This window comes from Gordonia sp. ABSL11-1 (genome assembly GCF_030315685.1).
Taxonomy (GTDB): domain Bacteria; phylum Actinomycetota; class Actinomycetes; order Mycobacteriales; family Mycobacteriaceae; genus Gordonia.
In genome coordinates this window covers 69,872-91,720 of sequence record NZ_JASXSI010000016.1, presented here as the reverse complement: position 1 = coordinate 91,720, position 21,849 = coordinate 69,872, and the positions used below count along the sequence as shown (strand labels likewise).

Genomic DNA, 21,849 nt, shown 5'->3' with positions numbered 1-21,849 from the left:
CGTCATAGTGGTGTGGCGCACCCGACAGCAATGTCAATTCGACCTCGACCGAACTCGACGGACGGACCGGTTGCGCACAGCGCGCGCCGTCGCTCGTCGGCCTGTGCCACCATGGATTCGTGAGCATGGGCGACATCCGGCAGGTGCCGGTGACGGAGCTTCCGGACGATTTCAGCGACGAGACCGACCGGGTCCTGCTGGACGTCCGCGAGGATGACGAGTGGGCCACGGGACACGTCCGGGGAGCGCTGCACATCCCGCTGGCGGATGTGCCCGCACGGATCGAGGAGATCGATCTCGACGCCGATCTCCTCGTCGTCTGTCATTCGAGCGGGCGGTCGATGCGTGTCCTGCAGTACCTTGATCAGCTCGGCTACGAGGGCAGCTGTGTGCGTGGCGGGATGCTCGCATGGCTCGAGCAGGGCAAGCCGGTCGAGACCGGGAGCGCCGGCTCCAGATGATCGACCTCTGTCCGAGGTGTCGGATCCAGGCGCCACATCGCGAGGGACGCGAGCAGTGTCCCCGCTGTGGGGGGCCTCTGCGCGTCCTCGATTCCGAACTGCTCGGACAGGAGGACGCGCCTGCGCCCCAGCAGCCGTCGACGGGCGCGGATACCCGATCACCGGGCCCGCACTCCCCGAACCCGCACTCCCCACCGGGACCCCCTCGTCCGACACCCCCGCGTCCCTCGGCACCGCCGATGGGTGGTCCACGCAGTGGCCGGCTGTACCGGAGTCGGCACGTTCGCTGGATTGCGCGACGCCCACCCGAGGCGATCCCGGCACGACGACCCGTCTTCGCCGGCGGACCGCGCCCGATCCCCCGGTACGTCTACATCCCTCAGTGGGGACTGCGCGACACCGCCGTCGAGGCGGATCGCGACCAGCGCACCCGGAAGGAGATCCTCACCGCGGCCCTGACGCAGGCCCTGCATCTGCTGGCCGGTGCGCTCGGCTTCGCCGCGATCGCGCATCTGGCGCGTTACGTCCTGCTCGTGGTGAACCGGTCCACGCCGGTACCCGGATGGCTCGACGGAGTCACCTGGGTGCTGGTGGTGTTCGCCGGGCTGCTCGCGCTGGGCGCGTACGTCTACACGACGGTGATCGTCACGCGATGGACTATCATCACGAGGTCCGAGGCCTATGGGCGTCATCATCTTCGGGATCCGCGTCCGCGCTGGCAGATCGCGCTGCTGGCCGCGACGCCATTGGTCAATGTCATGGGTGCGGCGCTCCTGCTGTACGAGGCGGCGGTGCAGCGTGACGACCTCGATCAGGTCCGGACGCGTCGTCGCCTGACCCGGATGTGCGTGGCGTGGGCGATCATCAACGTGCTCGCGGTGCTCGCGGTGGTGACCCGTCTGGTGGCCGCGATGTCCGGGTCCATCCAGACCGGCGCCAACGGACTGGCGGCAGTTGTGATCAGCTCGGCCTGTTCGGCCGTCTTCGCGCGCTGGCTCGCGGGACGGCTCCCGGCCGCCTTCGGTGCCGTCGTCGAGGACCCGGTCCCGTCGCGCCGGTGGGTGGCGGTCGCATGACGGGGATCGATGACATCTCGCGCTCCGGCAAACCGGCGGTGGTCGCCCACCGCGGTGCATCCGAGGAGATGCCCGAACACACGATCGGGGCCTACGAGTTGGCGTTGGCCGGCGGTGCCGACGGGCTCGAATGCGATGTGCGCCTGACCAGCGACCAGGAGCTGGTCTGCATCCACGACCGCACCATCGACCGGACCTCGGATGGCACCGGGATCGTCAGCGAGATGTCCTTGGCGGAGTTGCGCGACCTGGACTTCGGCAGCTGGCATCCGTCGGGTAAGCCGGCGTCGGTGCTGACCCTGCGCGAACTGCTGACCCTGACCCTCGACTGGCGTCGTCCGGTGCGGCTCTTCGTCGAGACGAAACATCCTGTGCGCTACGGCAGTCTGGTGGAGCAGAAACTCCTCGGTCTCCTGCAGGAGTTCGGTGTCGCGAGTCCACCGTCGGCCGATCACAGTCGCGCCGTGGTGATCTCGTTCTCGTCGGCCGGTGTGTGGCGGATCCGACGGCATGCGCCGATGCTGCCGACGATCCTCCTGGGCGACACTGCTCGTGTCCTGGGCGGCAGTGCTGCCACCGCCGTCGGGGCCACCGGGATCGGTCCGTCCATCGACACGCTGCGGCACTACCCGGACCTCGTCGACCGGGCGGCCGCGGCGGGGCGGGTGACGTACTGCTGGACCGTCGACGAACTCGTGGACGTGCAGTTGTGCGCGGACCTGGGCGTGCGATGGCTGGCGACGAACCGACCCGCCAAGGTGCGCGACTGGCTCGTCACGGTCGACTGACCTCCGACCGACGACGCGGACCGTCGTGAGAGGGTGGACGCATGGCGAAGAAGAGCAAACGAGGCAGTGGCCCGCGGCCGGGGAGCAACCGGGCCGAGCGGGTGGCGGCACGCAAGGAGCGTCAACTCGCCGCGATGGCACCGCCGCCACGTCCGTTCGCCGGCCTCGCCGCCGAGTGCGATCTGATCGCCCTGCGTGCCTTCGTGGCGTCGGCCACGGCCACGCCTGTCTTGATCGAGCCCGGACCGGCCGAACCGACCCTCACCTCTGCGGTGCCGGGCGACAGCCCGGCGCCGGCGGCTGCGCGCGCGGAAGGTGAACGCAACGAGGTCGTGCTCGCGACGATCCTGCCGGGCGCGGTCCGTGCGATCGTGCGAGATGCGGCGAACGGCCCCGAGGGTGTCGTCGCGGTGCAGACGGACCCGGACCCCGACGACGCGGCCGGCGAGATCGCCGCCGCGCTCCGGTGGGCTGCCCACGCCGCACCGGGTGACGAGTACGAATCCGGTGACACCGACGTGGCACTGACCGATGTGCTCGTCGCCGACGCCGACCTCGACATCGTCGTCCACGACGACTTCGCATGGTGGTTCCCGCCGGGATCCGATGTGCCACCGGAGATCGCGGACATGCTGGGCCGTGCGAACGACTCGATCATGCCGACGGCGCGCCTGACCCCGAAGAGCGGAACGGGTGCGCCGTGGTGGGTCGACGCGGGCGAGCGAGCCCACTTGCGTTGGGTCCGACCGGAATCCGAGGACGACTTGATGACCGCCCTGGCCCGGCTGCACGCCGCGGGACGGCTGACGCTGGGCGAGGGGTCCCGATTCGCCGGGTCGTTCCGCACCCACGGCCTGCTGGTCCCGGTGTTCGACCTCGACAACGAACTCCACCACGAGGAGTGGTATCCGGGACTCGATCAGTTCGACGAGTGGCTCGCCGAGGCATTGGCGGTGACCGCCGACCTCACCAGCGACGAGCGTCGCTCGCGCGACGGCATCCGGGGCCGGCAGGTCACCCTGCGCTGACGGGCGACGTCTACAGATTGCCACCCGCGGCCGCCGGCGGCGTCACGGCTGCCGTCTTGGACACGTTGACCTCGCGCTCGACGAAGTTCTCCAGATCGAACAGGTTGCCCTGTGCGCGTTCGGCGATCGTCTGCAGAGTGGTCATCGTCGCGACCTCCTCGACCTGCTCGGCCAGGAACCACTGCATGAACTGCTCGCCGAGATAGTCGCCGCCGTCGCGTGCCGCGCGCGCCAGATCGACGATCTGCTCGGTGACGGTCTTCTCCTGGGCGAGGGCGAGCTCGATCGGTGCCCGGTAGTCCTCGAACTCGGTGCGGGGAGCTGCCACGCCGGGGATCTCGACCTGGACGTCGCGGTCGAGGAAGTACTGCACGATCATCATGGCGTGATTGCGCTCTTCCACGGCCTGCGCGTAGAAGTGCTCGGCGAGCTGCGGCATGTCGTGGCTGTCGTAGTAGAAGGCCACGGCGATGTACTGCTGTGAGGCGGCGAACTCGTTGCCGATCTGGTCCAGCAGCAACTTGTGGAAGACGGAATGGTCGGTCGTGTGGTCACTGATTGCTGTCATGCGGCCATCGTAAGGAGAAGGAAAATCGCGGATTCACTCAGTTGAACCTTACTGAGTTGAGCCTCACCGTATTTCGGCTTTGCGACCGAGACGCAGGTCACGTCAGCGTCGGGTCACGCCGCGCGATGCTCAACCGCCGATGACCCCACCGGGTCCCGAGATCAGGTCCTCGGGAACCGTTGCGCCCTTGCGGATGTAGGTGAAGAACTGTTCGGTGTTGTCGCCCACGGCGAGTGCGTCACCGTCGTCGGTGTACTCACTGCCGCCCGTCGGCGTCGTCGTCGTGATCGGGTCTCCGCGCAGCGCGAATGCCAAGCCGAGCAGATTCCAGATGTGGTCACCGTCGTCGACGGTGACGGCGTTGACGGCGCCGTTCACAAAGGGGATGAGCCGGAACGGATTTGCCAACACCGAAGGACTGGTCGCCTTCGCCATGAGTGCGTTGAGGAACTTGCGCTGATTGACCACACGCTCGAGGTCGGCATTCGGGAACGCCCGTGTCCGAACGAGTCCCAGCGCCTCGCGTCCGTTGAGCTGCTGGCAGCCGCGGGGCAGCCGCAGCCCCGCCTTGGGGTCGTTGAGTGGCTGGTCGAGACAGATGGTCACCCCGCCCACCGCGTCGACCACGCGATCGAAGCCACCGAAACCGATCTCGGCGTAATGGTCGATCCGGGCGCCGGTCAGTCCCTCGACGGTCTGGACGAGGAGCTGCGGACCGCCGAAGTTGAAGGCGGCGTTGATCTTGTGCGAACCCTGGCCGGGGATCGGGACGTACAGGTCTCGCGGGATGCTGATGATCATCGCCCGCCCACTCGGCGGCTTGTGCACCATCATGATCGTGTCCGTCCGCGAACCGTCGCTGTCGCCCGTCGACAACTGGGAGCGCTGCTGTTCGGACAGCTCGGCGCGCGAATCGGTGCCGACGATGAGCCAGTTCGTGCCGGGAGTGTTCGCCGGGCGCCCGGCATACGCCGTCAGCGCGTCGGTGCGATGCAGCTTGCCGTCGTAATAGAAGACCAGCCCGACGGATCCGACGACCAGCACCAGCAGGACGACCAGAAGGATTCGACCGATCCGCATGCGACGTCGTCGTCGGGGCGGCTTCGGGCTCGCCGACGACGACCGGGTCCGCGGCTCGCGTGGCGGCGCGCCCGCCGATCTGCGCGACGCGGGACGCCGTGGGGGAGGTCCGCCGACATTCCCGTCACGCCGGCGGTCGCCGGGCACCGGCTCAGGCTTCTGGGTGGGTGCGTAACCGACACCTCCGCGCTCATCCGGCCTGCGTCCATCTGGCCTGCGTCCATCCGACAGGGGCCGTCCGGTCGCCGAATCCGACCATGCCAGCGGCGGCTGATACTGATCCGGCGCGCCGGATGGTGCCGGCGGTGGTGGCGCGGGATTCCGGCGAGGCGGCACGCGACTCCTCACGCCGGGATCGACGGGCGGGGACGGCATGTGCCGCGGCGGACCGGGCTGTCGGGGAGGAGGACCGGCCTGCCGGGGAGGTGGTGGGCCACCGTGCCGAGGTGGTGGTGGGACGGCGCGGCGAGTGGGGTCGCCGGCGCGTGGCGCGGGTCCCGGGGGGACGTCGCGCCGGCGCATCATCGGCGGCTCGGACTCGTTCATCCCATCCAATGTACGCAACGGTGCTGGTCCGACGGCCGGTCGAGAAAATGGCCACCGATGATTGTGACAGTGAGTATTGACACATATGAAGGCCGCTCCTAGTGTCAGGGGTCACAGCCCGCCGAAGCGAGGAGATGCGCGATGAGTGTGACGACGCAGGTGAGAACAGGTGGCGGGGGCCGCGAGGCGATCGCCCGCCGGCTGATCAAGGGGTCGGTCAAACGCTCGTATGCACCCGTCGTCGACCTCGATTGGGAGCGTGAACCGGAGCCCGATCGGTACTTCCTGCCGCCGTCGGTGCTGTCACTGGTCGGCACCGACCTGTGGGAGCAGATGGACGAGGCGCAGCGCATCGAGCTGTCCCGGCAGGAGATGGCCAACATCCTGTCGGTCGGGATCTGGTTCGAGAACCTGCTCAACCGGACACTGCTCGCCCGACTGATGAGCGCCGATCCGGCCTCGGCGACCACCCACTACGCGCTGACCGAGATGGGGGACGAGTGTCGCCACATGGTGATGTTCGGCCGTGCCATCGAGTGGGCGGGGGCGCGCCCGTTCCAGATGCGACGTCGGGAGCGCCTGGCGATGGCGATGCTGCCGCAGGCACTCCGGGGCAGCCTGCTCTGGGTCGCGGCGCTCGTCGGCGAGGAGATCTTCGACGCGCTGCAACGCGAGATGCTCGACGATCCGCAGCTACAGCCGCTGGTGGCCCGTCTCATGCAGGTGCACGTGGCCGAGGAGGCCCGCCACATCGGCTTCGCTCGGGACGGCATCATGCGGCGCAAGCCCGTCCGGAGGCGATGGGAGACCTTCCTCGCCGCGAACGGGCATGCGGTGGCGGGCGTGCTGTTCCGCAATCTCTTCACGAATCCGGCGATGTATCGCCGAGCCGGTCTCGACGGCCGGGCCGCTGCACGTGCGGCACGCACCAACCCGCACTTCCACGATGCGCAGATCCGTGGATTCGCCTCGCTCGCCGCCTTTCTCACCGAAGCCGGCCTGATGAGCCGTCTGTCGCGGTATGGATGGCGTCGCGGCGGATTCCTGTGATGACTGACGCGGCGGCGGTCGCGGTGCTCGGCACAGGTCCGCTGGCCGGGCGTCTGAGGAACCGGATCATGCACTCGCCGTTGCCGATCGAGATCGTCGACAAGGCGTCGCCGGGCGATGTCACCGTGCACGAGGTGTCCGCGCCGCCGGGTAGCTACCTCGGTGTCGCGACGGCCGACCGCCCCGGAGAGGTGTTCCTCGACGACGATGCGGCACTCGACTACGTGGTCGCGCTCGTCGAGCATTTCGCGACCTCGGGTGCGACATCGGTCACGGTGCGTCGATCCCTCGAGAACGAATGGCGGAGTGTCGGTTCCGGACGTCTTCGGCACAAGCGCCTGCGACGGTTCCGGCCCGACGACTACACGTGGATAGGCGTCCCCGCGATCGACGACGACGTGTTCGACGGCGAGGCGGTGCTGCGGACCGACGACGACGAGATCGTCGCGCGGGTACGGATCGCGGGCGCCCTCGACCCCCTCGATGGCCGATATCACTGGGCGGGTACCGCATTCGGCGACGAGGTCCGCCGATGGAAGGACGACCGCACCACGACGGTGTCGGTCTCCGTCGGCGGCAACGGCGCCGTCGACGGTCGCCTCGCGGAGATCACCCCGTCGGGGGCGGTCCGGCTCGTCGGGGTCGGTGAGCCGCCCTATCCGCTGGAGGATCTCGCGGTCTGAGGTCGAGCGCGGATGTCGCCTCTCGGCGGAGGTCGCACTCGTCGAGGAGCGCTGAGGGCTACCCCACCCAGCCCAGGTGATCCTTCAACAACGCGTACCCGACGAACGCCACGATGTCGATCACCGCGTGGGCGATGACAAGCGGCCACACCCGCGACGTGATCTGGAAGAAGCGCCCGAAGACCAGCCCCATCACGATGTTCCCGAGGCCGGCGCCCACGCCTTGATACAGGTGGTAGCCGCCGCGGAGGACGGAACTGGCTGCCAGAGAGGTGTTCTCGCCGGCCCCGAGCTGCCGCAGCCGTGTGATGAAGTAGGCGACGACGATGATCTCCTCGGCGGCGGCGTTGCCAATCGCGATCAGGATGAGAATGGGCCAGCGCCACCACACGCCGTCGGTCTCACTCGGGATCAGATGTGCGTTCATGCCCAGCGCGCGGGCGATCGCGACGAGCGCCAGGCCGGGCAACCCGATGAGCGCGGCGAGGCCGAGGCCGGTCGGTACGTCACGGCGTGGCGCCCACCGTCCGAGGCCGACGCGCTGCAATCCGATCCCGCTCCGCCACAGCAGGTACACGCCGAGGCCGCCGATCGCGAAGAGTCGCAGCGCACTCATCAGCTGGCGGGCGAAATCGATCCAGCCGAGATCCGACCGTGTCGGGTTGAGCGCGACCGTGGTGTTGCCGATCCCGCCGGACAGCTGCGCCTCGATCAGTGACAGGGCGGCGGCGAGGGCGGAGAAGAGGAACGTGAGGACACCGACGATCACCAGTTCGACGACGATCGCGCGTCGCTCGGTGCGGTCGGTCACGACGGGGATCGAGTCGGGCCGCGACGGACGGACCACCTGCGTCAGCACCGATCGCACCGTCGCACCCATGGCGCCCACCCTACGGGCGTCGGCGGAGCCGATCCGAGGTCAGTCGGGCAGGCTGTTCATGAACGGGCAGCCGGCGAGTGACCGCAGTGCCTGCGACAGCTCATAGACGTCGTTGACCGGACGCGGGAACGGAAGCCGGACGTCGGAGTCACCGCCCGGACCCTCGATGCGGAAGCGGATGCCGAACCGGTCGAGTCCGAGCGGGCGGACGCGCCCGTTGCGCAACTGTCGCGGCAGCTTGCGGGCGAGCTGCCCGATCACGTCGGCGTGGTCGGCGTCGAGGTGGGCGATCCAGTCGCTCTCGTACTCCCAGAACGGGTCCGGAAGCGCACCGGCGAGCTCGGGAGCGGGCACCGAGGCGGCGCCCGAGGCGGTGGCGATCACGGCGCTGTCGATCTGTAGGCGCAGCATCGAGTAGCCGTGGCCGATGTCGAGGAGGCCGTCGTCGGGGTGCTCGGACACGATCTCGAGGGCGAGATCACGTTCGAGGTTCGCCGGCACGGGATGCAGGTGGCCGTTCAGCCAGATCAGCGAGCGGACCCGTTCACGCAAGTCGATCGGGGCGCAGTCGGTGATCTCGACCATCGCGGTCACACCGTCGGCGGATTCGCCGGCCAGTAGCATGGCGTCCCCGTCGGTGGGCACCAGCACGAAGGCCTGCGACTCGAAGAGATGGACGACGTTGACCGGTGTCGGCTCGGCACCTTCGACGGCCAGGGTCGCGCCGGACACCCGGCGGCACGCGGTCTGGATCAGTTCGGCATCCGACGGGCGGTCGGTGACGGCGTGGGTCATGCGCTCCCTCGCTTTCGGCGTATCGGGCCCGGGACTCCACCGGGCGATGAAGGTAACCCTAACCTAAGTGGGTCCTGGCTGTTCGTCAATCGTTGAATCCTCACCGGTTCGAACCCGGAACGGACGAGCGCCCCACTCGACTAGGCTCTTGTCGTGTCCGTGTTCGCCTACTTCGGCCCGTCCGGGACCTTCACCGAGATCGCGCTCGACAAGCTCCTGTCCGAGCGCCTGCCCCGCCAGACCATGCCGCGCGTGACCGGCGAGAACCAGAAGATCGCCGCAAACAGCCCAGCGGCGACCATCGAGATGGTGCGCGGCGGGGTCGCCGACTTCGGGTGCGTGCCGATCGAGAGTTCCGTCGAAGGCGCGGTCCCGGCGACCGCCGACGCGCTGGTCCCGCCCGGACCGGGGACCGCGGGGCGTGTCCAGGCCTTCGCCGAGGTGATCCTCGACGTCGCGTTCACCATCGCCGCTCGCGAACCGATGTCCGCAAGCGAGGTCCGTAGCGTCGCCGCCTATCCGGTGGCGGCCGCGCAGGTTCGGGAATCGGTGGAGAAGCTCTATCCGCAGGCCGGATTCGTCAACGCGTCGTCGAACGCGGCCGCCGCCGCCGACGTCGCGGCCGGACGCGCGGATGTCGCCGTCACCACCTCGCTCGCCGCAGAGATCGCCGGGCTGACGGTCCTGGCCGACGGTGTCGCCGACGCCGACGAGGCCCACACCCGGTTCCTGCTGATCGGTCCGCCGGGGCCGACGCCGGCCAGGACCGGCGCCGACCGCACCTCGGTCATCCTCGACCTTCCCAACGTGCCCGGCAGCCTGATGGCGGCGATGAACGAATATGCTTCGCGGGGAATCGATCTGACCCGCATCGAGTCGCGCCCACGTCGCGAGGTGCCCGGGTCGCACCGGTTCTACCTCGATGCCGTCGGCCACATCGACGACGACGCCGTGGGCGAGGCGCTGCGTGCGCTGTACCGCCGGTGCGAGCGGGTGGTGTTCCTCGGTTCGTGGCCGGTCGATCGCACGACGGGTGCCCCGCCGCCGGACACCTCGGACAGCATGGTCTGGTTCGACGGCATCCGTAGCGGAGAGGCGCCGTAGTGGCGCGCCTGCATCTGGTCCGCCACGGTGAGACCACCTCCAACGTGATGCGGCGGCTCGACACCGCTCTGCCGGGTGCCGCGCTGACGGATTTCGGTGTGCGACAGGGTGTCCGGTTCGCGCTCGAGAACCCGCCGCAGGAGCAGGTGATCCTGGTCAGTTCGCAGGCCCGTCGCGCGCAACAGACGGCCGAGCTCATCGGCTCGGTGTGGGATGTGGGTCTCGAGGTCGCCGACGGCATCCACGAGGTCCAGGTCGGGGACCTCGAGGACCGTTCCGACGACGACGCGCACGGCGTGTTCAAGGACATCGTCGACCGCTGGCATCGTGGCGATCTCGACGCCCGCCTGCCCGGCGGCGAATCGCTCGCCATGGTCTACGACCGCTATCTTCCCGTCGTCGAGGACCTCACCGGGCGCTACCTGACCGGTCCGGGTGACGGTCGGGACGTCTACGTCGTCAGCCATGGCGCCGCGATCCGGTTGATCGCGGCCCGACTGGCCGGCGTCGACCCGACATTCGCGGCGGGCACACATCTGCAGAACACCGGGTCGATCGAGCTGGAGTTCGTCGACGGACTGTGGCGCCTGCACCGCTGGGGGGCGGTGACCGGACCGTTCGGCACCGAGGTCGACGAACCGCTCGTCACCGATCCGATGGGGTAGCGGTCTGGGGGGTTCGAGTCCCTCACCCCCACCCGTTGGCGTGCAGCCAGTCGTCGTCGATCCCGAAGTGGTGGGCGATCTCATGGATCACGGTGACGGCGACCTCGTGCACCACCTCGGCCCGGTCGTGGCACATCGCCAGGATCGGGTCGCGGTAGATCGTGATGGTGTCGGGGAGGAAGCCGCCGTACTCGTGGTCCCGCATGGTCAGTGCGACACCGTGATAGAGCCCGAGGATCGACGGTTCCTCCGGGTGATACGGCTCCACCAGGATCACCACATTGGACATGTTGTCGGTCAGCTCGGACGGGATGGTGTCGAGGGCGTCGGACACCAGCCCGTCGAACTCGTCGTCGGACATGCGAACGGGCATCACATCACCCGGCCGGGGCCGGCACTTCCTCGGGGTTCGGCGCGACCCCCGGCGGCAGCGGGACCGGCGTCGGCAGCGCCCGGCCCGGCGGCGCCGCGGGCGGCGGCACCGGCAGTTTGCCGTTGATCAGCAACGTCGAGCGCGCGTCGCCGACCAGGGTCGCGAATCCGCCGCGGTCCGGGAGGCCGAGGTAGCAGACCGCGGTCCTGCTGCCGGCCAGCCAACTGGGTTCCGACAACACCGACCACTGCACGTTCAGGGTCGTCGCGTCGAGCTTGTTCTTGCCACCCAGGAAGCGGGTCGCCTGCACCGGGCAGATCGACTTCAGGTAGTCGTTCTGCGCCTCGACGCCCGGCCACGGTTTGCCCGACAGCCGGTCACCGAAGCGCGGGGCGAGGACGACGGTCCCGGTCGTCTGGAAGGCATGGGCCTCGGTGCAGTTCACGGTCGAGCCGGTCGGCTTCCGCGTGGCGGGATCGATCCCGATACAGGTGCCCGCAGGCCACTGGAAGGACTGATCCTGATCTGCCACCCGGCCGACGAACTGATCGGCCGTGCCGTCCTTGCCGGTCTGTTGCAGACCGCAGCGGAGTTCACGGGCACCCTTGTCCCACTGCACCTGCGACGGGTACATCATCCCGACCGAGAAGCGGCCCTGCGGATCGAGTCGTCCGTCGAGGTAGGCGTCGACGATCACCGGGCACTGTTCGTCGCGGATCGCGGCGAAGCGCTCGACCCCCGGCCATGTCGCGCTCTCGCCGAACTCGGAACCCGGGAGCAGGGCGGTGTCGAGAGGCCCGGCGACCTCGAAGCGGTGTTTCTGATCGCAGGTCACCTCGGTGGGTTCGCCCGGGTTGTTCGCGGGCCAGTCGAGGCAGTCGCCGCGGACGGACCGGGTGAAATCGTTCTGGGCGAGGCGCTCGTTCTCGCCGATGTCGGTGCCGCCCACACTGCCGCTGTCGTTGAACACCCCCATGGCCAGGGCGATGCCGCCGGCGACGATCGCACCGATGACGACGGCCGCGAGCACCAGACGGACCGGATTGGCCAGCAGCGACCCCTGCCAGCGTGACTTCCCGGCCTGCGGGTCGCCTGCCTCGTCGCGGTCGGGGACGTCGGCGGGGGCGTCGTCCCCGATGGGGTGGTCACCGGGCAGACTCACCCAGTCGTCGTCGCGGTCGTCCGCGCCGCGATCAGCCCTGCCGTGTGGTGTGTCGTCGGCGTTCATCGGGATCCATCATGCCTGCTCCGACGTGGCAGCAGTACCGCCCGCCTACACTCGCGGTGGTGACCGACGAGGAGCAGCCGCGCGGGGTCCCCGACGACATCGCCGAACTCGCCGGCCGGCTGTTCGACATGGCCCGCGCCGGCGACGCCGAGACGTTGCGCGCCTATCTGGGTGCCGGCGTGCCCGCGGACCTGCGCAACCAGTCCGGCGACTCCCTGCTGATGCTCGCCGCGTACCACGGGTCGGCGCCGACGGTGGCCGTGCTGCTCGAGGCCGGAGCCCAGGTGGACCTGGCCAACGACAAGGGGCAGACACCGTTGGCGGGGGCGGTGTTCAAGGGTTTCGACGACGTCGTCGAGGCGCTGGTGCACGGCGGCGCCGATCCGTACGCGGGCACGCCGTCGGCGCACGACGCGGCGCAGATGTTCGGTCGCGCCGACTACGTGCGGTTCTGGCAACCCGGCCTCCAGTAGGGTTTCAGACGTGATCGACCTCAAGATTCTGCGTGAGAGCCCTGACCTCGTGCGTGCATCGCAGCGGACGCGGGGAGAGGATCCCGGGTTGGTCGATGCGCTGCTCGACGCGGACTCCGCGCGCCGGGCCGCCATCGTCGACGCCGACCGCCTCCGATCCGAACAGAAGGCGTTGGGCAAACAGGTCGGCAAGGCGCAGGGCGAGGAGAAGACCGCGCTGCTCGCGCAGGGCAAGGAACTCGCCGAGCAGGTGAAGGCGGCCGTCGCGCGACAGTCCGCCGCCGACGAGGCGGCCACGGAGGCGCATCGGGCCATCTCCAATCTGGTGCAGGACGGTGCTCCGGCCGGCGGCGAGGACGATTACGTCGTGCTCGATCACGTGGGCACGCCACCGGAGATCGCCGATCCGAAAGATCATCTCGAACTCGGCGAGTCGCTCGGCCTCCTCGACATGGAACGCGGCGCCAAGGTGTCCGGCTCGCGCTTCTACTTCCTGACCGGACAGGGCGCGCTGCTGCAGCTCGGCCTGCTGAACATGGCGGCCCAGAAGGCCGTCGCCAACGGCTTCACGCTGATGATCCCGCCGGTGCTCGTACGTCCGGAGATCATGGGCGGCACCGGATTCCTGGGCGCGCACGCCGACGAGATCTATCACCTCGAAGACGACGACCTCTACCTCGTCGGCACCTCCGAGGTGCCGCTGGCCGGCTATCACTCGGACGAGATCATCGATCTGGCCGACGGACCCAAACGCTATGCCGGCTGGTCGAGTTGCTTCCGGCGCGAGGCCGGCAGCTACGGCAAGGACACCCGCGGCATCATCCGGGTGCACCAGTTCGACAAGGTCGAGGGCTTCATCTACTGCAAGCCCGAGGACGCCGCCTCCGAACACCAGAAGCTGCTGGCGTGGGAGAAGGAGATGCTCGCCGCGATCGACGTCCCCTATCGGGTCATCGACGTCGCGGGTGGCGACCTCGGGTCGTCGGCGGCCCGCAAGTTCGACTGCGAGGCCTGGGTCCCGACACAGAACACCTATCGCGAGCTGACCTCGACGTCGAACTGCACGACCTTCCAGGCCCGGCGACTGTCCATCCGGTACCGGGACGAGCACGGCAAACCGCAGGTCGCGGCCACCCTGAACGGCACGCTCGCGACGACACGGTGGATCGTGGCCATCCTCGAGAACCACCAGCAGCCCGACGGTTCGGTGATCCTGCCGCCCGAGCTCGCGCGGTTCGTGGGGACCGACCACCTCACGCCGAAGTGATCCCGCACCGACCATGACCGCGGGAATCGTCATCGCGGTGATCGGCTCGTTCGCATTCGCCGCCGCCGCAGTACTGCAGGCACTCGGGGCCGATCAGGTCGCGCAACGGGCGGCGGTCCGCGAGGAGCGGCGCCGGTCGTCGAAGGCCCATCCGTCGCTGCGGTCGACCCTCGCGACGATGCTGACCGTGCCGTTCCTGGTCGGGTTCGTCTTCGACATCGTCGGTTTCGTGTCGACGATCCTGTCGGCGCGGCTGATCCCGTTGTTCTTGTCGCAGACCATCATCTCGGCCCGCCTCGTCGCGACGGCGCTACTGGCGATGGTCGTCCTGCACGTCTCGTTGAAGCCGCGGGACTGGATCGCGGGCACCGTCGTGGTGGCCTCGCTCGTGCTTCTCGCTGTGTCGGCCGGGCGAGAAGGCGTCGAGAACGACCCGTGGATGCGATGGGCCGTGCTCATCGCGGGTCCGGCGCTCATCGGGGTCGGCGTGATCGTCATGCGGACGGTCCACAAACATCTCGCCGCCGCCACCGGGTTGATCGCCGGTGCGGTGTTCGGCGTCATGGCGGTCGCCTCGCGCATCCTCGACGGACTCGACCCGTTCGACGCCGGGGCCCTGTTCACCGACCCCGCGCTCTACGCGTTGCTGATCAGCGGGATCGGTGGTTTCTATCTCTTCACCGTCGCGTTGCAGACCGGATCGGTCAACGGTGCGGCGGCCGCGCTGGTCGTCGGGCAGACGGTGCTGCCCGGCGCGGTCGGCATCATCTTCCTCGGCGACGTCACGCGCGCCGGGTGGGGACCCGTGGCCATCGTCGCGTTCGTCGCGGCGGTCGTCGGCGGAGTGGTGCTCGCGTCGTCGGGAGCCGTCACCGCCGTCGAGTCGGCCGATGCCACCAATCTGCCTCGCGGCTACGGGCATCCGCCGCGGGACGTCACCCGGTCACGGTGATGTGGGCGCCGTCGATGTCGTCGAGCAGGTAGATCGTCGTCGCCGACTTGCGGGCCGCGAAACCGACGATCGGCGAATCCCCGTCGGCGCCGGTCGGATACCGGTAGTGACAGGCGCCGAAGCCGACGATCGTGCCCCAGAGTTGCGGCTCGTGACCGGAGACCTCACGCAGGATCTCGACCAGGGTCTCGGCGTCGCGCTGCCGCTTGGCCGGGGACACCTCGGCGAGGTGGCCGTCGACGTCACCGCCGGAGGGTTTCATGCCCCGAATCGTAGCGGGCACGCGATACTGAACCGATGCTCATCGGGATCATCGCCGCCGTCGTCGCGGCATTGGCCTACGGCACCGCGTCCGTCCTGCAGGCGCACGGTGCCCGGAGCGTCGCCGAGCCGCCCACCGGGATCGACGGTCCGGGCGCCTCGCATGCGCCCACTCTGCGGTCGACGATCACCGCGATGCTGACCGTCTCGTTCCTGGCGGGCATGGCGCTCGACGGATTCGGCTTCGTCGGCAACCTGATCGCCGCGCGCGAGCTGCCGCTGTTTCTCGCCCAACCGATCGTCAGCGCGAATCTCGTGGTGACTGCGGTGCTGGCCGCGCTGTTCCTGCACGTGCGGCTGCGGACGATCGACCGGATCGCGATAGGCGTGGTCGTCGTCGCGCTGATCGTCCTGGGGTTGGTCTCGGCCGACGAGGGACACGGTCATGACGGCGCGTGGTTGCACTGGACAGTGCTGGTCCTCGGTGCCGCACTGATCGGCGGTGGCCTGGCCATGCTGCAACTGCCGGGTGCGCGGATCGCGGTGATCGCAGGTCTCCTGGCGGGCATCGTGTTCGGGGTGATGGCGGTGGCGGTACGGATCGTGCACGGCCTCGACCCGTTCTCGCCGGGGGAGCTGCTCACCGACCCTGCCGCATATGCGGTCGTGGTGTGTGGTGTCGGCGGGTTCTATCTGTTCACGGTCGCCCTGCAGACCGGCTCGGTGAACGGTGCGGCCGCGGCACTCGTCGTCGGCGAGACGGTGGTGCCCGGCGCCGTCGGCATCGCGCTGCTCGGTGACGCGACGCGATCGGGGTGGATGCCGGTGGCGATGATCGCCTTCATCGCGGCGGTCGCAGGAGCGGTGATCGTGGCGTCCTCACCCGCGGTGCCGCAGGGCTGAGAGAGCCGGCTTGCCAGGAGAGCCGGCTTGCCAGGAGAGCCGGAACGATGCGGGGAGTCGCCGGCACCGTTCGGCGTGCGTTCAGTCACTTGTACGACGAACGGACCTCGGTCAGGCGCGTGATGCGGGCGACCGCGAGGCGGCGAGGGCGAGGATCACGCTCATGAGCATCGAGACCACGGTGTCGCGGTTCGGGCGGGGGTCACTCTTGGCCCAGAGATGGCCGGCCTCGGTCAGCGCGCCGATGACGATCATGGCCTCGTAGTCGAAACCGAACTCGGAGTCCGGCAGGTCGGTGAACTCGGAAGCGGCGGCCGAGAAGAACGTCATCCACTCGCGTCGCGCCTCGAACCGGTGGGCCTCGACGCGGGTGCTGATCCCACCGACCTCGATGAACGCGATGCGCATCCGGCGGGGATCGGCGGCGACGGAGTCGAAGAAGGCGGCCACCGCGGGACGGACGCGTTCCTCCAGTGGCGGATCGGGCCGATCGACCGAGGCGAACGCGGCCAGCACGGCGGCCCGCGCCTCGCGGTGGATCATGTCGTAGACGGCGATGAGCAGATCTTCACGGGTCTCGAACAATTCGTAGAACTGGCGCCGCGACAGCCCGGCGGCCGAGCAGATCGCGGAGACGGTGCCCCCGGCGTACCCGAGTGTGCCGAACACCTCCAAGGCTGCCGTCATCAACCGCTCGCGCCGTTCGGCGCTGCGTTCGGCCACCGATTGGCCGCGGTAAGAGCGTTGCGCCACTGTGGGTCTCGCGTCTCTAGGAGGTGTGCTGTCGGGTGGTCCTGAGGTGGGCGGCTGCGTCGTGCGCCACCTGGCTCAGGAGTCGAGTCGTTCGGCCCGCAACTCGTGCCCCTTGGAGGTGAGGCAGCGTCCGGTCGGCAGATCCCATTGCCAGCCATGCAGATTGCATGTCAGCTTCTCGCCCTCGATCACACCGAACTTCGACAGGTCCGCCTTGAGATGCGGGCAGCGCCGTTGGATCTCCCAGCCGTCCTTGGTGATCGACGCCGAGTCGTCGTGCGCCTCGGAGAACCAGCCGTCGGCGTAGGCGATTCGTTCATCGGTCAGGCATTTGAAGAAGGTGTAGAGGTACTCGTTGTAGCCGCCGATCCGCCACGTGGTGAACCGGGTGGACAGGAAGATGGTGTTCACCCAGTCCGGCTCGTTGTCGCGTAACACGGTGCGCACCAGCTCCGGTGCTATCCGGAAACCGTAACGGTACTTGCCCTCCCGCTCTTTCGGTTCGCGGACGATCCGGTTGGGGAAGTCGAGCACGACGGTCTGATCGCCCATCACGAGGCCGACCGGATAACCGATGCCGTCGCAGATGAGGTCGGATTGCGCCATGATCGGCTCGAACACCTGGCGCAGCGGCTCGAGCAGGGGCTCCCCGTCGTCGGCGGCCCAGGTGGCCTTGTCGGCGGCGATGACCGGCGCGAACTTCTCTTTCATCCGCTCGAGGTAAGCCCGCTTGTTCTCGCCGAACACCTCGTGGGGCGCGTATGGGTGGGAGACCTCGTCGAGGGTCGGGCCGGTGAAGTCGGCGACCGACCCGGACACCATCATCAGCCCGCGATGCTTCTCGCCGTCGTCGGTGCCGTGGATACGCATCTGTTCCAGGAATGTCTCCTGGTCCGGGAAGATCGAGGTGACGTCTGCGTTGTCGCCAGACCCGAAGTCGTTGAGCCCGAACAGGTCGTCGTCGAGGAACATCGGGGGACCCGCCGACGGGACGACCCAGGTGGCACCGACCTGCTCGATGTAGGACCGCGCACGGTCCATGCCGCGCTGACGTTTCTGCGCCGCGAAGTTCGCCTTCGACTTGCGTGGGATGTCGTAGACCATCGGGTACCAGATCGCGCCCGAGTACTGGAGAAGGTGGACGTCGACATGACCGAACGCCTCGTCGACGACGTCGAGGTCGATCGGACGGGCGTCGTTCATGTTGAACACGGTCGTCTCGCCGTCGGAGACGATGAGACCGCTGTCGCCGATCGGTCCGTCGGCGGGGGCGCGCAACGCGATGATCATCACCTCCAGCGACCCCCGAGGACCGGAGACCGTCGTCTTCACCGAGTCCTCGGTCTCCACGAAGGTGTGGAAGCCGAGACGCTCGAGTTCGCGCTTGAGGTCCGGCACCGGGTAGTCGGGGAGCAGGACGGTGGCGTCCTTGTTGACGTTCTCCAGCAGGTTCCGCTCGTCGAAATGATCGCGGTGCAGATGGGAGACGTACAGGTAGTCGCAGTCGCCGAGGGTCTTCCAGTCCAGCTCGGAGTTGTCCGGGAACGGCACCCAGGAGGCGAAGTACGCAGGGTTCACCCAGGGGTCGCAGAGGATGGAACCGGCGCTCGTCTGGATGTGGAAGCCGGCGTGTCCTACGCTGGTGATCTGCACGGATGGGCCTTTCGTGGGCAGTGCGCTGGGCTGCGCAGGTGATGCTCTCGATCTACCAATCTAACGACCGGGCCGCGGTCGTGTCGTGGGCCGTAGGTCCGTCGGGTCCGGCACGTGACGGGCGTCATGCTCGGTCCGCGGATTGCGGCCCTGGCTAAGCTCGTTCCATGGAACCCGTCTACGACACCGTGATCACGACCGCCCGCCTGTTGTGGCTGGCCGAGGGGCTGAAATTCAAGGTGTCCGGCGTCGAGAACGTGCCGAAGGACGGTCCCGGTGTGGTCGCGATCAACCACACGGGATACATGGACTTCACCTACGCCGGCATCCCGGCATTCCTCCAGGGCCGCCGCAAGGTGCGGTTCATGGCGAAGAAGGAGGTTTTCGACAGCAAGGTCTCCGGGCCCATCATGCGTGCGCTCAAACACATCCCGGTCGACCGGTCCAGCGGTGCCGAGAGCTATCGCTCGGCCGTCGACTATCTGAAACGCGGCGAGCTCGTCGGCGTCTACCCCGAGGCCACCATCAGCCGCAGCTTCGAGCTGAAGGAGTTCAAGTCGGGTGCGGCCCGCATGGCCCTCGAGTCCGGTGCGCCGATCATCCCGACCGTCATCTGGGGTGCACAACGCGTCTGGACGAAGGGCCACCCGAAGAATCTCGGGCGGAGCAACGTCAAAATCCTGATCGGTGTCGCCGAACCGGTCGAGCCGGTCGGCGAGGCCGGCGAGATCACCGCACGCCTGCACAAGGTCATGGGTGAGAAGCTGCTGGAACTGCAGGACGCCTATGGCGAGCACCCGAAGGGTGAGTACTGGGTGCCGGCGCGTCTCGGCGGGTCGGCACCGACCCTGGAGGAGGCCAACCGGCTCGACGCCGACGAGCAGGCAGCGCGTGCCGCCAAGCGTGCCGAGCGCGACGCCGGCGGCGACGTGTCCTGATCGGCGCCACCGCTACCCTGACAACCATGGAACCGGTCTACCGGACCCTCGAGATCATCGCGCACGGTCTCGTACGCGCTCAGGGTCTCGACCTGCGCTTCTCCGGGCTCGAGAACATCCCGCGCACCGGCGGGGCCGTGCTGACGGTCAACCACACCAGCTATCTCGATTTCGTCCCCGCTGCACTCGGCCTGTACCGCGCCGGTCGTCGGACGCGCTACATGATCAAGTCCGAGGTGATGGACATCGCGATCATGCGCTTCCTGGTCAATCACACGAAGACGGTGCCGGTGAACCGGTCCGCCGGGGCTGACGCCTACCGGCTCGCCGTCGAGGAGCTGATCGACGGCGAGATCGTCGCGGTCTACCCGGAGTCGACGATCAGCCGGAGCTTCGAGCTGAAGGAGTTCAAGACGGGCGCGGTCCGCATGGCCGCCGAGTCCGGCGTGCCGATCGTGCCGTCGATCGTCTGGGGCGCCCAGCGGCAGTGGACGAAGACCGAGACCGGGGCCCGCAACATCGGGCGGAGTCGCCTGCCGGTGGCGGTCCGGTACGGACCCCCGCTCGCCGTCGCGGCCGACGAGCCACCGGAGGTGGCGACAGCACGTCTGCGAGAGACCATGACCACCCTGCTGCATACGGTGCAGGACGACTACGGGCCGCATCCCGCCGGAGAGTTCTGGGTCCCGTCCCGACTCGGCGGTTCGGCCCCGACGCCCGAGGAGGCGCACGTGATCGAGGACGAGGAGGCGGCTCGCAAGGCAGCGGCCCGTGCAGCCAGGGAGCAGGGTGGCCGGTGACACCTACTCCGTCCGTGTCGGATTCGGCAGCAATCGAATTCGGGCCACCGACCCTGATCGCATCGGACGTCGACGGCACCCTGATCGACGACGAGAACCGCGTGTCGCGACGCACCATCGACGTCATCGGGTCGGCCATCGCGTCCGGGGCCGAGTTCATCCTCGCGACGGGACGGCCGCCACGCTGGATCGCCGAGATCAGCGATCAGTTCGACGACACGCCCGCGCACGTGCGATATGCGGTGTGCGCGAACGGCGCCATCCTGTACGACGTCGCGCACGACCGTGTCCTGTCGGCCGCGACGCTCGCGCCGGACGTCCTCGAGAAGCTCGTCGAGCGGGCGTACGCGCGGATCCCGGGCTGCGGAATCGCCGCGGAACGTGTCGGCGAGTCCGCCTACGACGCCGCGACCCCGCCGTTCGTCGCGACCTCCGGATACCGGCACGCGTGGTTGAACCCCGACCACATCGAGGTCGGCGACGACGAGGTGTACGCCGAACCCGCGGTGAAACTGCTTGTCCGGCAACCGGACATGCGCAGCGACGAGATGGCGGCACGCCTGAAGGACGCCGTCGGCGACCTCGCCCAGATCACGTTCTCCACCGACAACGGCCTCATCGAGCTGTCGCTCCCCGACACACACAAGGCGTCGGGCCTGCAGACGCTGATCGGACTCGCCGGCCTGACCGACACGGCGTCGATCGCGTTCGGTGACATGCCCAACGACGTCGAGATGCTGGCCTGGGCCGGCCATGGCGTCGCGATGTCGCACGGCCATCCGGCAGCGCTCGCCGCAGCCGACGAGGTCACCGTCGGCAACAACGACCACGGGGTCGCTCGGGTGCTCGAGCGATGGTTCGGGTAGTCGCACATCCCGATACCGATCCAGGGCAATAGTCCGCGGTATGCGCGGACTGTTGCCACGGATTGTGACAGTTCTGCCACGGATTGTGACACTTCGCGGGCTCATTGATAGCCGCACCCCCCGCACTGCGGATCACTGCGTGCGCGCGCTCGTTTCGTAGGACTGAGTCGCCCGCACGACACGAAGGGAACATCCGCGGGTGAAACCGCCGACGGAATCGCCGTACACGAGGTTGCCCCGCAGCGTGCCGTGCTTCTCCGAGATCTGGGCATAGGTGAAATCCGACGTCACTGAGGTGAGTTGCCGGTGCAGCCGGGACAGCAACGGGTGCCAGCCGCTGCGGACCGTGCAGTCCACCTCCGGCGATGCCATCGCCGGGGGCAGCTGCGTCGGTTCGTCGACCATCAGGCCGCCCCGCGTTGCGCCTCGGTCACGGTCTCGTTGTCGGCGACCCCTGCCAGCGCTGCCAGCGCCTCGCCCAGGAGCCGGTCGATGGCGGAGTAGACGGTGATGCAGGACTTCTCGATCTTCTGCGCGTTCTTCCCGATGGCGCTGAGATGAACACAGTCGATCTCGCGAGGCCCGGGGACCTGTTGTTCGCTTGGTCTGGATCGCTGACGGTTGCTCGATGGCATTTGCGTCGGTGATCGGTTCGAGA

At 68.5% G+C, this 21,849-nt stretch carries 27 protein-coding genes; 16 read left to right on the top strand and 11 right to left on the bottom strand.

Going from position 1 to position 21,849, the window contains the following annotated elements:
- The first annotated feature begins 125 nt into the window (after positions 1 to 125).
- The 4 genes from QSJ19_RS17825 to QSJ19_RS17810 all read left to right on the top strand — a co-directional run bounded on the left by QSJ19_RS17825 (position 126) and on the right by QSJ19_RS17810 (position 3,353).
- Positions 126 to 461, top strand: a complete 336-nt coding sequence (locus tag QSJ19_RS17825) for a rhodanese-like domain-containing protein (RefSeq protein ID WP_286322361.1) — start codon at positions 126 to 128, stop codon at positions 459 to 461.
- A 239-nt stretch (positions 462 to 700) separates the two neighbouring features.
- On the top strand, positions 701 to 1,537 hold the full coding sequence (locus QSJ19_RS17820; protein ID WP_286322312.1) for a DUF4328 domain-containing protein: 837 nt from the start codon (positions 701 to 703) through the stop codon (positions 1,535 to 1,537).
- Complete coding sequence (locus QSJ19_RS17815; RefSeq protein WP_286322311.1) at positions 1,534 to 2,325, top strand: glycerophosphodiester phosphodiesterase family protein; 792 nt, start codon at positions 1,534 to 1,536, stop codon at positions 2,323 to 2,325. The genes QSJ19_RS17820 and QSJ19_RS17815 overlap by 4 nt, the downstream gene beginning before the upstream one ends.
- 41 nt (positions 2,326 to 2,366) lie before the next feature.
- Positions 2,367 to 3,353, top strand: coding sequence for a DUF5926 family protein (locus tag QSJ19_RS17810; protein WP_286322310.1), 987 nt, complete (start codon positions 2,367 to 2,369; stop codon positions 3,351 to 3,353).
- Positions 3,354 to 3,363: 10 nt separating this feature from the next.
- Here QSJ19_RS17810 and QSJ19_RS17805 read toward each other — a convergent pair whose 3' ends face one another.
- Both QSJ19_RS17805 and QSJ19_RS17800 read right to left on the bottom strand, forming a co-directional pair.
- Positions 3,364 to 3,921, bottom strand: a complete 558-nt coding sequence (locus QSJ19_RS17805; RefSeq protein ID WP_286322309.1) for a ferritin — start codon at positions 3,919 to 3,921, stop codon at positions 3,364 to 3,366.
- A gap of 129 nt (positions 3,922 to 4,050) precedes the next feature.
- On the bottom strand, positions 4,051 to 5,001 hold the full coding sequence (locus QSJ19_RS17800) for an LCP family protein (RefSeq protein ID WP_286322308.1): 951 nt from the start codon (positions 4,999 to 5,001) through the stop codon (positions 4,051 to 4,053).
- Here QSJ19_RS17800 and QSJ19_RS17795 point away from each other — a divergent pair.
- From QSJ19_RS17795 to QSJ19_RS17785, 3 genes are all read left to right on the top strand, one after another.
- A complete protein-coding gene (locus QSJ19_RS17795) occupies positions 5,000 to 5,176 on the top strand; it encodes a hypothetical protein (RefSeq protein WP_286322307.1) in 177 nt (58 codons plus the stop codon). The two genes, QSJ19_RS17800 and QSJ19_RS17795, sit on opposite strands and share 2 nt — an antisense overlap.
- A 512-nt stretch (positions 5,177 to 5,688) precedes the next feature.
- Complete coding sequence (locus QSJ19_RS17790; protein ID WP_286322306.1) at positions 5,689 to 6,597, top strand: AurF N-oxygenase family protein; 909 nt, start codon at positions 5,689 to 5,691, stop codon at positions 6,595 to 6,597.
- Positions 6,597 to 7,280, top strand: a complete 684-nt coding sequence (locus QSJ19_RS17785) for a DUF4873 domain-containing protein (protein ID WP_286322305.1) — start codon at positions 6,597 to 6,599, stop codon at positions 7,278 to 7,280. Before QSJ19_RS17790 ends, QSJ19_RS17785 begins: the two co-directional genes overlap by 1 nt.
- Before the next feature lie 58 nt (positions 7,281 to 7,338).
- Here QSJ19_RS17785 and QSJ19_RS17780 read toward each other — a convergent pair whose 3' ends face one another.
- Both QSJ19_RS17780 and QSJ19_RS17775 read right to left on the bottom strand, forming a co-directional pair.
- Entirely contained in the window at positions 7,339 to 8,160 is an 822-nt protein-coding gene (locus QSJ19_RS17780) for a CPBP family intramembrane glutamic endopeptidase (RefSeq protein WP_286322304.1), read from the bottom strand.
- 39 nt (positions 8,161 to 8,199) lie between these two features.
- Positions 8,200 to 8,955 carry a DUF2470 domain-containing protein gene (locus QSJ19_RS17775; protein ID WP_286322303.1) on the bottom strand — a complete coding sequence of 252 codons (756 nt, stop codon included), beginning with the start codon at positions 8,953 to 8,955 and terminating at the stop codon, positions 8,200 to 8,202.
- Positions 8,956 to 9,108: 153 nt separating this feature from the next.
- Between QSJ19_RS17775 and pheA the strand changes: the two genes are divergently transcribed.
- Complete coding sequence (pheA, locus tag QSJ19_RS17770) at positions 9,109 to 10,059, top strand: prephenate dehydratase (RefSeq protein WP_286322302.1); 951 nt, start codon at positions 9,109 to 9,111, stop codon at positions 10,057 to 10,059.
- Positions 10,059 to 10,724: a histidine phosphatase family protein gene (locus QSJ19_RS17765; protein ID WP_286322301.1), complete on the top strand. Its 666-nt coding sequence runs from the start codon at positions 10,059 to 10,061 to the stop codon at positions 10,722 to 10,724. Before pheA ends, QSJ19_RS17765 begins: the two co-directional genes overlap by 1 nt.
- A gap of 22 nt (positions 10,725 to 10,746) precedes the next feature.
- Here QSJ19_RS17765 and QSJ19_RS17760 read toward each other — a convergent pair whose 3' ends face one another.
- The gene (locus QSJ19_RS17760) at positions 10,747 to 11,097 is read right to left on the bottom strand and encodes a metallopeptidase family protein (RefSeq protein WP_286322300.1); all 351 of its coding nucleotides are present in this window, start codon (positions 11,095 to 11,097) and stop codon (positions 10,747 to 10,749) included.
- 4 nt (positions 11,098 to 11,101) lie between these two features.
- Positions 11,102 to 12,325, bottom strand: coding sequence for a septum formation family protein (locus QSJ19_RS17755; protein WP_286322299.1), 1,224 nt, complete (start codon positions 12,323 to 12,325; stop codon positions 11,102 to 11,104).
- A gap of 128 nt (positions 12,326 to 12,453) precedes the next feature.
- On the opposite strand from QSJ19_RS17755, the gene QSJ19_RS17750 reads away from it, so the two are divergent.
- Genes QSJ19_RS17750 through QSJ19_RS17740 form a run of 3 tightly spaced genes read left to right on the top strand, consistent with a single transcriptional unit; the run spans position 12,454 to position 15,017 of the window.
- Positions 12,454 to 12,798: an ankyrin repeat domain-containing protein gene (locus QSJ19_RS17750; protein ID WP_286322360.1), complete on the top strand. Its 345-nt coding sequence runs from the start codon at positions 12,454 to 12,456 to the stop codon at positions 12,796 to 12,798.
- Positions 12,799 to 12,808: 10 nt separating this feature from the next.
- Positions 12,809 to 14,065, top strand: a complete 1,257-nt coding sequence (gene serS / locus QSJ19_RS17745; RefSeq protein WP_286322298.1) for a serine--tRNA ligase — start codon at positions 12,809 to 12,811, stop codon at positions 14,063 to 14,065.
- A gap of 13 nt (positions 14,066 to 14,078) precedes the next feature.
- Complete coding sequence (locus QSJ19_RS17740; RefSeq protein ID WP_286322297.1) at positions 14,079 to 15,017, top strand: DMT family transporter; 939 nt, start codon at positions 14,079 to 14,081, stop codon at positions 15,015 to 15,017.
- Here the strand turns inward: QSJ19_RS17740 and QSJ19_RS17735 are convergent.
- On the bottom strand, positions 15,001 to 15,279 hold the full coding sequence (locus QSJ19_RS17735) for a hypothetical protein (protein ID WP_286322296.1): 279 nt from the start codon (positions 15,277 to 15,279) through the stop codon (positions 15,001 to 15,003). The genes QSJ19_RS17740 and QSJ19_RS17735 overlap by 17 nt on opposite strands.
- 35 nt (positions 15,280 to 15,314) lie before the next feature.
- Here QSJ19_RS17735 and QSJ19_RS17730 point away from each other — a divergent pair, with 35 nt between their 5' ends.
- Positions 15,315 to 16,181, top strand: a complete 867-nt coding sequence (locus tag QSJ19_RS17730) for a DMT family transporter (protein WP_286322295.1) — start codon at positions 15,315 to 15,317, stop codon at positions 16,179 to 16,181.
- 111 nt (positions 16,182 to 16,292) lie between these two features.
- Here the strand turns inward: QSJ19_RS17730 and QSJ19_RS17725 are convergent, their stop codons facing one another.
- Positions 16,293 to 16,904 (bottom strand): TetR/AcrR family transcriptional regulator, encoded by a 612-nt coding sequence (locus QSJ19_RS17725; RefSeq protein WP_286322294.1) that lies wholly within the window; start codon positions 16,902 to 16,904, stop codon positions 16,293 to 16,295.
- Positions 16,905 to 17,009: 105 nt separating this feature from the next.
- On the bottom strand, positions 17,010 to 18,587 hold the full coding sequence (locus tag QSJ19_RS17720) for a Rieske 2Fe-2S domain-containing protein (protein ID WP_286322293.1): 1,578 nt from the start codon (positions 18,585 to 18,587) through the stop codon (positions 17,010 to 17,012).
- Positions 18,588 to 18,754: 167 nt separating this feature from the next.
- On the opposite strand from QSJ19_RS17720, the gene QSJ19_RS17715 reads away from it, so the two are divergent.
- From QSJ19_RS17715 to QSJ19_RS17705, 3 genes are read left to right on the top strand one after another with little or no spacing between them, the layout of a single operon-like run.
- Positions 18,755 to 19,525, top strand: a complete 771-nt coding sequence (locus QSJ19_RS17715) for a lysophospholipid acyltransferase family protein (protein ID WP_286322292.1) — start codon at positions 18,755 to 18,757, stop codon at positions 19,523 to 19,525.
- A 26-nt stretch (positions 19,526 to 19,551) separates the two neighbouring features.
- A complete protein-coding gene (locus QSJ19_RS17710) occupies positions 19,552 to 20,325 on the top strand; it encodes a lysophospholipid acyltransferase family protein (protein WP_286322290.1) in 774 nt (257 codons plus the stop codon).
- A 32-nt stretch (positions 20,326 to 20,357) separates the two neighbouring features.
- Positions 20,358 to 21,191: an HAD family hydrolase gene (locus QSJ19_RS17705; RefSeq protein WP_286322359.1), complete on the top strand. Its 834-nt coding sequence runs from the start codon at positions 20,358 to 20,360 to the stop codon at positions 21,189 to 21,191.
- Between the two features lie 132 nt (positions 21,192 to 21,323).
- Here the strand turns inward: QSJ19_RS17705 and QSJ19_RS17700 are convergent, their stop codons facing one another.
- Complete coding sequence (locus QSJ19_RS17700; RefSeq protein WP_286322287.1) at positions 21,324 to 21,596, bottom strand: hypothetical protein; 273 nt, start codon at positions 21,594 to 21,596, stop codon at positions 21,324 to 21,326.
- The gene (locus tag QSJ19_RS17695; protein WP_286322286.1) at positions 21,596 to 21,826 is read right to left on the bottom strand and encodes a hypothetical protein; all 231 of its coding nucleotides are present in this window, start codon (positions 21,824 to 21,826) and stop codon (positions 21,596 to 21,598) included. The genes QSJ19_RS17700 and QSJ19_RS17695 overlap by 1 nt, the downstream gene beginning before the upstream one ends.
- Between the last annotated feature and the right edge of the window lie 23 nt (positions 21,827 to 21,849).